The 12,097-nt window shown below is 41.4% G+C and carries 7 protein-coding genes; all 7 read right to left on the bottom strand.

The window, feature by feature from the left end:
- Positions 1-23 precede the first annotated feature (23 nt).
- Entirely contained in the window at positions 24-1,799 is a 1,776-nt protein-coding gene (locus tag PGS10_RS13340; protein ID WP_316423177.1) for a type I secretion system permease/ATPase, read from the bottom strand.
- A gap of 255 nt (positions 1,800-2,054) precedes the next feature.
- Entirely contained in the window at positions 2,055-4,658 is a 2,604-nt protein-coding gene (locus tag PGS10_RS13335) for a beta strand repeat-containing protein (RefSeq protein ID WP_047078093.1), read from the bottom strand.
- A gap of 507 nt (positions 4,659-5,165) precedes the next feature.
- Entirely contained in the window at positions 5,166-6,227 is a 1,062-nt protein-coding gene (locus tag PGS10_RS13330; protein ID WP_047046493.1) for a glycosyltransferase family 4 protein, read from the bottom strand.
- A gap of 155 nt (positions 6,228-6,382) precedes the next feature.
- Positions 6,383-7,789, bottom strand: coding sequence for an NADP-dependent phosphogluconate dehydrogenase (gndA, locus tag PGS10_RS13325; RefSeq protein ID WP_045391829.1), 1,407 nt, complete (start codon positions 7,787-7,789; stop codon positions 6,383-6,385).
- Between the two features lie 219 nt (positions 7,790-8,008).
- Positions 8,009-9,160: a glycosyltransferase family 4 protein gene (locus PGS10_RS13320; protein ID WP_047046491.1), complete on the bottom strand. Its 1,152-nt coding sequence runs from the start codon at positions 9,158-9,160 to the stop codon at positions 8,009-8,011.
- Between the two features lie 82 nt (positions 9,161-9,242).
- Positions 9,243-10,616, bottom strand: a complete 1,374-nt coding sequence (cpsG, locus tag PGS10_RS13315; RefSeq protein ID WP_088389864.1) for a phosphomannomutase CpsG — start codon at positions 10,614-10,616, stop codon at positions 9,243-9,245.
- A 16-nt stretch (positions 10,617-10,632) separates the two neighbouring features.
- Positions 10,633-12,054, bottom strand: coding sequence for a mannose-1-phosphate guanylyltransferase/mannose-6-phosphate isomerase (locus tag PGS10_RS13310; RefSeq protein ID WP_047046485.1), 1,422 nt, complete (start codon positions 12,052-12,054; stop codon positions 10,633-10,635).
- Positions 12,055-12,097: the final 43 nt, after the last annotated feature.

Here is a 12,097-nt window from a genome sequence, read left to right as displayed (position 1 = left end):
GCTATTATTTGAGAAGCCGTATTTTAGTTTATTTGTGTTTTAGGGGGTGCCCCGTTGCCGTCATGCGATTCATTATTAACTGCATGCATTGCCTGTTGCTGTGCTGACTGAGTTCTCTGAGCATTATTCAAAGCCTGAAGTACCTGCTGGGTGGTACCAAATGCGTTAACCTTACCAGTGACTAACAATAACAACTTACTGGTCATTGAAAGCAAGTTAGTTCGATGCGTAATCAGTACCACCGTTTTTTTCCGCTCTCTAAGAAAGGCAATAGCCTTATTAAGAGCTAATTCGCCAGCGTCATCCAGATTAGAATTAGGTTCATCAAGAACAATCAACGAGGGATCGCCATATAAGGCCCTTGCAAGACCAATTCGTTGCTTTTGACCTCCGGAAAGTCCGTTTCCTCCGTTGCCAATAACTGAGTCATAGCCATGTGGAAAACGTAAAATCAGTTCGTGTACCCCTGCCAGTTTCGCGGCAGCAATCACTTTCTCAGCATCGACATCATTAAATCTCGCGATATTCTCCGCTATGGTTCCGGCGAACAATTCAATGTCTTGTGGTAAATAGCCAATATGGGGGCCCAGTTCATCTTTATTCCACTGATAAATATCTGCGCCATCCAAACGAACAATTCCTTCACTAACCGGCCAAATCCCAACTAATAATCGTGCCAGGGTCGATTTTCCGGATGCACTAGGGCCAATAATGCCAAGCACATCACCCGCCTGTAAATTAAATGACACAGCGTGTAGTACCGGTTCACCCTGCGCGCCCGGCGGTTTCGCAGATACATTTTCTACGCTCAGTACTCCTTCAGGCTTCGGTAGAGACATCCCGGTGCCACGGGGTGGATTACTATCGAGTAACTTCACCAACCGGCCATAAGATAGTTTTGCCGAACTCCAGCTTTTCCAGACGTTAATCACTTGTTCTATCGGAGCAAGCGTTCTTCCCATCAAAATAGAACCTGCGATCATCATCCCCGGAGTAATATGGCCATCAATGGCCAACCAGCCCCCCAACCCGAGCACCAAAGATTGCAAGGAAAGACGCACAAATTTTGTAATAGAATTGATACGGGAAGCTCGTTCGCTCGCGACTCGCTGACTGTTCAGAAATCGTTGATGTAAACTAAACCATCGTCCCTTGATATTTGGCAACATTCCTAATGCTTCTATAACTTCCGCATTACGCAAGTTGGTGCTGGCAAGACTTCCTGATTGCAACGCAAGCTTACTCGCTTCAGCCAAGGGTTCTTTTGAAACTATTTCATTCACCACGGCCAACGCTATCAGTATTAGTGAGCCAATTAATGCAAACAACCCCAACCAGGGATTAAACAGAAAAATGACCAACAAATAAATCGGGAACCAGGGCGCATCAAAAAAAGCAAAAAGCGCGCTGCCGGTCAAAAACTGGCGCATGTTGGTCAGATCATTGAGCATCTGCCCTGCGTCAGCAGATTTTTTTTTGAGATTATCCTCGTATGCCGCAGTATAAACACGCGTATTTAAGCGCATATCAAGCTGCGCACCAATGCGTATCACTACCATGCTACGGATATACTCTAACAATGCCATCATACCGAACATGGCCAGCATGATGAGAGTTAGCATCAGCAGAGTGATTTCATTACCAGAGGGCAGCACCCGGTCGTAAACCTGGAGCATATAAATCGAAGGTACCAACATTAAAATATTTATGAATGCGGTAAAAACACCAACGGTCCAGAATATTTTACTGCGTGTGCGTATAACATCCGCAATTTCATTGCGCGGTAAATAGTGCTCCACTGCTTTTTCCCTTAATTTTTGTGTACCTTCAGCCACACCTCTACCGACAGTAGAGCAATCAGATCCCAACAACTCAGGCTGGAGATATTTATAATATATAGATAGGAAAGCACTAAAATATCAAGCTACCAAAAAAATATTTTTTCATAATCCATGCGAAAATTAATGTTAATAAAAATACGACAGAGATCACAATAAAAAGGGGGAAGAGCGTCCTCCCCCTTTCTTTATAAAACATCCATCACATCACGCTACTTAAGCGTAGTGCAAAGTATCAACCAACTGCTGATGAGTTTGTCCATTGAGGTATACAACGGTGTCACTCGCATCCAGAGTATGGTTGTTGTTGTTATCAACAATCAGGTAATTACTAGCCTCGTGGGAGTTATCAGTCCAGACAACCGACGCTACCCCCACCTTAGCAGTAAGATCCCCATTCCCACCAATACCAAGGATTTGCCCTAACAAGCCGACAACGCCGCCAACCACACCACCAACCAATGTACCTAACAACGCGTCAACAACATCAGTCGTACGTACACCATAATCAGCAACTTGGGTATGCGTGACATCATTGTTAATAGTCAGACCTGAAGCAGTGTCAAAAATGCTATCTTTTCCGCTATTAAAATCTGAAATGGTCACACCAGAGCTGACGGTGCTCGCTTTCAACTGGTAAAGGTTCGCACCGTCACCACCTGAAACAATGGTGTTACCGAGAACCTTAAAGGTATCCGCAACGCTAGTTCCTTGAACCGATAAGTTATGCCCACCACCTAACCCCAACAGATTAATAATCGTTGTTGTCACACCTGCAGCAGGAAGAATGGTAAGGAGTTGATAAAGGATCCCTTTACCGGTTCCCCCCACATTAGCATCCAAATTCAATCCTGCGGAATTTGCCGAAGCATTGATAGTCTCCAGGTTGCCGTAACCTGTGCCTACCGTCAGATTAAGCAAATGGTCTCCAGTAACATTAATTGTCTGTACTTGACTATTGGTTCCCGCCAGCGCAATGGTGTTTGCAAAGCTGCCTGTACCACCAGAACCAATATTCAATGTTGTCAATGCGGTACCAAGTAGCGAATTACTGCTATTAAGGGCCAGTGCTCCCGCATTAATATCGCTATTACTGGTTGCTGTAAAATTAACATTAAAGTGATCCGTGATATCCTGTCGGAATGTAATATCAACGCTGCTTGCTGCAGTGGCGTTACCGGTGACCTCAAGTTGCGCGGAATTGCCACCTGCCGCATTAATCACATGGACGTTACTTGCCAGACCCGATAGCACAAATCCTTGTGAGCCGACTGTTGAAGTTCCAGCCTGGGTGATATTTGTCCCAAGAGTACCAGTCAAACTCGATTCGGTGGTTGCATTACCCGTTAATACGCCAAAGTCAAATGTATGGGCCTGCGCAGTAGATCCAGAACTAACAGTTGCCTGCCCTACATAGCCAGCAAGATCCAGCTTTTCGAAGTTACTAAATTGCGCGGAGTTAGAAGTGATGACCGCAGTTCTGTTTAGAATAGTCCCACCCATAACGACATTTTTCGTAATAAAGTTAGCCGAAATGGTATCAATCCCAGCTCCACCATCAGCGGTGACAGATGTGCTCACCGTATTTGCCCCGCCAGTAGAGTTACCGGCCCATTTCAGCGTATCGTTACCCGTTCCGAGGTTAAACTTAGCCGTGGCGGTGGTCATATTAACAAGGTTACTCACAAGAACATCATCAGCGCCGGAACTGGCATTGAGGATCACGCTGCCGTTGTTAACAACGATGTCCACTCCAGGGTTTACCCCATTATCGGACAGGTTAACAGTGGCTGCGCTTGAACCATTAATGGTGAGATTAGCCAAATGATCCGCGAATTTGAGGTTAACGGTGCTCGCCACGTTAGCATTGAGTTGCGCGTTAGTCAGAACCGCAGTTTCAGCATTGGTGAGCTGATGGCTGGCATTAGTGTTAACAGTACCTGTCGCGTTTCCGCCTGCGGCGCTGGCGCTGAGGACTGCGCTGGTTTTATAAAGTAGCCCGGTGCCAATCTGGTATTCAAAAGCATGCTGATTGGTTACAGTTGCCGCATCTGTAGCCGTAGAACCGCGTAAATCGTTAATGATTGCCTGAGTAATGGTTGCCTTATTGGTACCAAGAGCGCTGTATTGCGCTAAAACCGCTGCGCTAGGCGCGACGCCGTAAATTCCTTGATAAACATGTGTGATAAAGGCATCACCAGTTAAGTTAGATCCCTTGCTTTGAAACTCGGAAGATGCGATTAATTTTGTCAGTAATGAACTATATGTATTCCCACCGGTGGCGAGATAATTAGTCCAGTCGCCAAGCCCACCCATATCAACTGAACGGCCAACTAAAGAAATGTACGCAGCTTCGACTTGCTCCTTGCTACTTAAAGCGACGCTCCATGTATTCCAGTTCGCTGAGCCATAGTCTTTGTACATGACTTTATTCAGTGCATTATCAAAGCTATTTTGTGCAGTTAGGGTCGCAGAATCGAATCCTGTATAATTAAGAACGCCATTAATTACATTATTAAGTGCAGCATTTAAATTTGAGCCTGTTAAAAAGGTTTGGGCGACACTATCTGCTGGGGTACTTCCCCAAATGGACGCATAGACAAGTTTAACTATCTCAAGGTCAGTTTTGCCAGAATACAAAGTCTGACCCGCGGTGGATGCTAACAGGTTAGAAATATATTGTTCTTGGCTAATCGCCCCCGTACGAAACTGGCCTGCTACGGCATCATAGGTGGAAGCCGTCGTATAGGTGTTTTTCCCAAGAATTGCAAATTGTATAGCTGCAACTGCTTTTTGTGTGAGTAGCACTTGAGTAACCATTTAAGAATCCTCAAAATTTCGTATCAGGAGCAATCCAGGCCCAGAGTTATTGGGAGTACATTGGAAGCGTTTGCATCAGCATAGATGCACCTTCCCCTTAATAAGAAAAGTCTAAAAAAATCACACCGTCAACACGCCCGAATAAAAAAATAAATCACGAATAGTTTCCATAAGTTATACAGCTATAAATTAAAACCAGAGCTTCCCTCCCCCCACTAAATTCAGTAGGGGAAAACGCAAGAAGGATAAATTCAAATTAGAAACGACAAATACCACCACTTATAACAAGGGTATTTTATATGTTAACAGAATTGCGGAATTTTTTGAGGATAGGGCCAGAGGATGGTGTAGTAAATGCAGGCTTAGCAGATGTAGCCTAATTGAGGTCAGAGCAAGTCAAGGCGGGTAAAATGTTAATTAACTGCAATAATTAACACCATTATTAATAAAGCAACTTTGTTGACAATGAATAACTTGTAACACACTCGAGAGTGTATAGTGAATAAGCTATTCAACTTTAGTAATAAGCATATTCAGTGTTTCAGCGGAACGCTCCCAGGAGTATCTCAGCACATTTGCTCTACCTTTACTAATCAACAACTTACGGTCTTCAGCGCTATTGTTTAATTTTATGATAGCTTTGATAAGCTCATATTTTGAGTCTGGATCAAAGTACAATACACTATCACCTAAGGTTTCTTTGAGGGAAGCTCTATTTGAAGAAATAACTGGGCAAGAGCATGATTGAGCTTCCAGTGGGGGTATACCAAATCCTTCATAAAAGGATGGAAATATAAAAGCTTTCGCACCTTTATATAATGAAATAAGTTCATCATCAGATACACGCCCTAAAAAATCTATTCTTGGATCATTAGTTTTTATATTTACACAATTAAACACTGTGTTCCTGTCACCTATTATCTTCAAGTTTATATTTAAATCTGCAGATAGTATAGTTTCAATAAGACCATGAATATTTTTATGATGATTAACCGAGGATACAGTCAGGAAGTAGTCACATCCACGAATCTCATTAGTCTTAACCGTACTGTCATGTGGTTTAAAAAAATTATTACTCACAGCATTCGGAATAATATGAATCTTACTGGCATCACAATTATAATAATTTACTAGCTCACTTTTAGAAAAATCACTAACCGTCACTATTAATTTAGAGTTCTTTAGTAAAATAGGGGTTATTAATGAATATAACCATCTGAAGCCAAATGAAAAGCTTTCTGGGTAACGTATATAAGTAATATCATGTTGCGTAATAATCTGCCTTTTGAAAAGCAAAGGACCAGTGTTGCATAAGTTGATTAGCATGCAATCTTTTTGTTTTTTTAAAAAAAGAGGTAATGTGAATTGTTCCCAGAAATGGCCTCTACCCCCTGAGATTTCTTTAATATTAAAACCTGAAATGTTATAGCTTTTATCAATGGCGGACATATTGGGTACCAAGACCACAACATTATGTCTCAATTTCGATAACCGAAGAGTCATTTCATAAGCAAATCGCTGCACACCGGTAAGTTTTTGAGTAAGAAAACGACCATTAACATAAATCATTAGCGACCTACTTGAGGTTTATTATTATAAGACACTCATTATGACAGGATTATAAATTGAAAAAAACCATTTTCGAACAAAATATAATATCTAAACAGATATAGATAAAAAAAAGCCCTGTAAAAACAGGGCTTAGATAGCAAATCATTACTAACTTAGTTAATCCATTCAGTATGGAACACACCGTCTTTGTCAGTGCGCTTATAAGTATGTGCGCCGAAGTAATCGCGCTGAGCTTGAATTAGGTTCGCTGGCAATACAGCAGAGCGATAGCTGTCATAATAAGCAATAGCAGCTGAGAATGTCGGAACAGGGATCCCATTTTGCACCGCATAAGCTACGACATCACGTAATGCCTGCTGGTAATCATCAGCGATCTGTTTAAAGTACGGGGCTAATAACAGATTGGCTATTTTATCATCCTGATTATAAGCATCGGTGATCTTCTGAAGGAACTGAGCACGAATGATGCACCCTGCACGGAAAATTTTAGCAATTTCACCGTAGTTGAGATCCCAATGATACTCATTCGAGGCAGCTCGCAACTGAGAAAAACCTTGGGCGTAAGAAACAATCTTACCTAAATATAATGCTCTACGGACTTTCTCGATAAATGCAGTTTTATCACCGGCAAGTTTAGCCTGTGGGCCCGTCAAGACTTTAGACGCTGCAACACGCTGCTCTTTTAGGGACGAGATATAACGAGCGAAAACTGATTCCGTAATAAGGGACAAAGGTTCGCCTAAATCGAGAGAACTTTGGCTTGTCCACTTACCGGTGCCTTTATTCGCGGCTTCATCAAGAATAACATCTACCAGATAATTACCTTCTTCATCTTTCCTGGTGAAGATATCTTTTGTAATATCAATAAGATAACTGCTTAGCTCACCTTCATTCCATTTGGTGAAAGTTTCCGCCAATTCGTCGTTAGAAAGATTTAAACCACCTTTCAACAATGCATAGGCTTCAGCGATAAGTTGCATATCACCGTATTCGATACCATTATGAACCATCTTAACATAATGGCCAGCCCCATCAGCCCCGATGTAAGTTACGCAAGGTTCACCGTCTTCCGCAACAGCAGCAATTTGTTTAAGAATTGGCGCAACAAGTTCATAAGCTTCTTTTTGACCACCCGGCATAATTGAAGGGCCTTTCAACGCACCTTCTTCTCCGCCGGATACACCTGTCCCGATAAAATTGAACCCTTCAGCAGAGAGTTCACGATTACGACGGATAGTATCCTGGAAGAAAGTATTACCCCCATCAATAATGATGTCGCCTTTTTCCAGGTATGGCTTAAGAGATTCAATAGCACTATCAGTGCCGGCACCGGCTTTAACCATCAACAGGATGCGTCGAGGGGTTTCCAGAGATTCAACAAACTCTTTCACTGTGAAATAAGGGACTAATTTTTTGCCTGGATTCTCAGCAATAACTTCTTCAGTCTTTTCACGGGAGCGATTGAAAACAGAGACGGTATAGCCACGACTTTCGATGTTGAGCGCAAGGTTTCGGCCCATCACCGCCATACCAACAACCCCAATCTGTTGCTTGGACATTACTTACTCCTGTCTGGTGTGGTCACTGCGACACGTTCGCAGTTTAAATGTGATGTTTATATTAGCTCAAAGCCTGTATGACGTATAGTGTAAAAATGTTCACAAATTAAGAATGGAAGTCATAACCCATTGAAAATTATTGGTTTTAATTCTGCCTTTTAATACCATTACCGCAACAAAAGCCAAGTGGCACAAAATTGCTTAGTTTTTATTCATTTATTAATAGATAATTTTTTTATTTTCCACAAATTCACAATATTTAGAATTGACGTATTCAGAAATTTCCTGATTAAACCGCTCGGTTGAAAATTTTAGCGCATGAGCACGACAATCATTAGGAAGAATTTGATCCTGCATAGTTTCAAACTTTTGGACAGCATCAATGACAGAACCTATATCCTGTTTGTCAAAAAGGATACCTGTTGGATTATCTACACCAAATGGTCTTACTGTTTCAAGTGAACCACCTTTGCCAAACGCAATAACAGGCGTCCCACAAGACTGCGCTTCAACAGGAGTAATTCCAAAATCTTCTTCTGCCGCAAAAACAAATGCTTTAGCATTTCTCATATGTTCTTGCATGACTTCATTTGATTGATAACCCAGGATTTCAATGTTAGCCGTGGCTTTAGACTTTATCTTTTGCATTTCCGGCCCATCACCAACAACAACAAGTTTACGGTTTGGCATGTGACTGAAAGCCTCAACTATCAGATCAATACGCTTATATGGAACAAGGCGTGATGCGGTAAAGTAATAATCTTCTTTAGCTTCATTCAGAAGAAAGCGATTGACATCAACAGGCGGATAAATGACATCAGCCTCTCGCCCATAAACTTTTTTAATCCGCCGCGCGATAAATTGTGAGTTAGCAATAAAATGATCAACGCCATTTGCAGTACGGTAGTCCCACATGCGCATTTTATGCAAAATCAATTTTGCAATCATTCCTTTGACTCCATGATCTAAACCTGCTTCCCGTAGATATTGATGCTGGAGATCCCATGCATATCTTATAGGGGAATGAACATAACTAATATGCAGTTGATCAGGCCCCGTCAAAACCCCTTTAGCAACAGCATGGCTGCTAGAAAGAATGACATCATGGCTGGATACATCAAGTTGCTCAATCGCTAATGGCATTAAAGGAAGATACGTTTGATATTTTTTCTTCGCTTTTGGGAGGCGTTGAATGAATGTTGTGGTTATTTCTTTATTCTGAAAGTGTTTTTTATTTTCAGAGGAAAGAAAATCCACAACAGAATACAAGTGTGATTCTGGATATGATTTAATAAGTTCCGCTACTACTTTTTCAGAACCAGCATAAGTAATAAACCAATCAGCAACAATACCAACATTTAAATCGCGCATAAAAATCCATCGTACATTTATAATTTAACATGCAAAATATAAAGGTGCTCCATATTTGAAAAGCACCTTTAGTAATTTAAATTTAAGCCCTTAACAAGGCTAAAATCTCTGCAGTTTTTTCTTTCATTAAAGTAACATCACTTCTGGATTCCACATTTAAGCGAACGACAGGCTCAGTGTTAGAACTACGTAGATTGAAGCGCCAGTCCGCAAATTCAAGGCTTATACCATCCGTGTAATTAATATCAAGAGCTTCATTCTGATATCGCTCAAGAACCCGTTTGATCGAGGATTGCGGATCGCTAAGGGAGCTGTTGATTTCTCCAGAGGCAGGATAAGCTTGCATCCGTGCACTAACTAATTGGTTTAGCGTTTTATCCTTGATACAGAGCAATTCAGCGACAAGGAGCCATGGGATCATTCCGCTATCGCAATAGGCAAAATCGCGGAAATAATGGTGGGCGCTCATTTCGCCGCCGTATATTGCATCTTCTGCACGCATACGTTCTTTAATGAAAGCATGACCTGTTTTAGACATCACAGGAATACCGCCAGCATTTTTTACAATATCAATTGTATTCCAGCTTAAACGCGGGTCATGAATAATACGAGAACCAGGATTCTTTTCAAGAAATGCGTCAGCCAAAAGACCAACAATATAGTAGCCTTCGATAAAGTTACCCATATTATCGAACAGGAAGCATCGATCGAAATCACCATCGAATGCAATACCCATATCAGCATTATTTTTTATGACAGCGTCAGTGGTATCTTTTCTACACTCTGGTAATAATGGATTTGGTATACCATTTGGGAAGGTCCCATCGGGTTCATGGTGCACCTTTATAAATTCAACAGGAACATTATGTTTTATAAAGCGCTTCTCAAGGGCATCAATAACATGACCAGCGGCGCCATTACCAGAGTTAACAACTAATTTTAGCGTTCTATTGATATTATGAAGATTGATATAGCTCAATAACTTATCAATATATGCATCTAATATAGAAATGGATTGATAACTACCTTTAGGCTGCGATGAATTTATAGCAAAATTATTCTCTTCGGCAAGACGCTGGATCTCCCTTAGCCCAGTATCACCACTGATTGGCTTTGAGTTCTCGCGGACGAGTTTCATTCCATTATAATCAATTGGGTTATGACTGGCTGTTACTTCCACTCCGCCATCAACACCGAGGTAAGATGTAGCAAAATAAATCTCCTCAGTACCCGATAAACCAATGTCTAAAACATCAGTACCAGCATCCTGCAATCCTTTGGCAAGGGCAAGTTTAAGGGATTCACTAGTTAGTCTAACATCGCCTCCGACAACCATCTTTTTAGGCTTAAGATACTCACCATATGCACGACCAATACGGTATGCGATGTCCTCTGTAAGTTCCGAGCCTAACTTGCCGCGAATGTCATACGCTTTAAAGCAGGTTAATAATTCCATCATTTTCCCCGTTTAATCAAATTCCATAATGATCTTTTAGACGAACAATATCATCTTCACCTAAATATGAACCAGATTGAATCTCAAGGATTTCAAGATCTATTTTCCCTGGATTTTCCAGCATATGAGTCGAACCAGCAGGAATAAATGTTGATTGGTTTTCAGTAAGCAAAAACTCACGTTCGTTTAAGGTAATCTTCGCTGTTCCTGATAATATAATCCAGTGCTCGGCCCGGTGGTGGTGCATTTGCAAAGAAAACTTACCGCCCGGTTTAACTGTAACTTTGTTAATGTGATATTTAGTTGTATTAACCACTTTATCACTATGCCCCCAAGGGCTATAGGATTCACGGTGGATCCTATACTCTCTACGCGAAGTCATTTTAAGATGTTCAACTACACGTTTAACGTCTTGCACCTGTGATTTATCTATAACGAGCACAGCATCTTTGGTGCTGACTACTACCAGATTGTTAACCCCAACGGCAGCTACTAGTTGTTCTTCGCTATTTATATAACAGTTAGAAGAATCATGAACAAAAACATCCCCGGATAGTGAATTACCTTGACCATCCTTATCGTTGACTTCCCACAGTGCTGACCATGAACCAACATCATTCCAACCTGCATCCAGTGGTACTACAGATGCAGATTGCGTTTTTTCCATTACAGCATAATCAACTGACTCATCAGGGCAAGCAATAAAAGCATCTTTATCAACACGAATAAAATCACGTAAAGAATCGGTATGCACAGTCTGCATTGCCTTTTTACATGAGCTAAGAATATCTGGACGGAACTCATCCAACTCTTGCAGAAAGCGTCTTGCTCGAAACATGAACATACCGCTATTCCAGTAATATTCACCGCTGTCCAAATATTCTTGTGCTGTATGCAAGTTAGGTTTTTCAACGAAACGTTTTACATCATAAGCTATATGATTATCGAAATGCTCTTCGTTACCACGCTGGATATAACCATATCCCGTTTCAGGGCCAGTAGGCACAATACCAAACGTTACAAGTTTCCCTTGATTTGCATAAACTACAGCGCTGTTGATTGCAGCTTGAAAAGCATCGTTATTCTCAATAACGTGGTCCGCGGCCAAAACAAGTAGCAATGGATCATCATCATCATGTGCTACTGCGTGTAATGCAGCAAGTGCAATTGCTGGAGCCGTATTACGTCCAATTGGTTCAAGGATAATGTTATTAGATAGCTTTTCGATTTGACGTAGTTGTTCTGCGACTAAAAAACGATGTTGTTCGTTACATATCACAATAGGTTCTTTAGTCTCTAAACCATTAAGGCGAGTAATTGTCTCCTGAAGCATTGATTGCTCGCCGTGTAAACGTAAAAACTGTTTTGGATATAGCTCTCGCGACATCGGCCATAAACGACTACCAGTACCTCCAGCCATTATCACTGGGAGAATCATGACTTAACCTCATTTAATATATTTACAGTTCGATAAAGAGACA

The sequence above is a fragment of the Klebsiella sp. 141153 genome (assembly GCF_032601995.1).
GTDB lineage: Bacteria > Pseudomonadota > Gammaproteobacteria > Enterobacterales > Enterobacteriaceae > Klebsiella > Klebsiella aerogenes.
This window is presented reverse-complemented; position numbering and strand designations above follow the sequence as displayed.

What these genes read in the sequence shown, in the direction of transcription:
- PGS10_RS13320 (WP_047046491.1), bottom strand. Translation starts at nt 9,160, where the DNA reads ATGCGCGATTTAAATGTTGGTATTGTTGCTGATTGGTTTATTACTTAT.
- gndA (WP_045391829.1), bottom strand. Translation starts at nt 7,789, where the DNA reads ATGTCCAAGCAACAGATTGGGGTTGTTGGTATGGCGGTGATGGGCCGA.
- PGS10_RS13310 (WP_047046485.1), bottom strand. Translation starts at nt 12,054, where the DNA reads ATGATTCTCCCAGTGATAATGGCTGGAGGTACTGGTAGTCGTTTATGG.
- PGS10_RS13335 (WP_047078093.1), bottom strand. Translation starts at nt 4,658, where the DNA reads ATGGTTACTCAAGTGCTACTCACACAAAAAGCAGTTGCAGCTATACAA.
- cpsG (WP_088389864.1), bottom strand. Translation starts at nt 10,616, where the DNA reads ATGGAATTATTAACCTGCTTTAAAGCGTATGACATTCGCGGCAAGTTA.
- PGS10_RS13330 (WP_047046493.1), bottom strand. Translation starts at nt 6,227, where the DNA reads ATGATTTATGTTAATGGTCGTTTTCTTACTCAAAAACTTACCGGTGTG.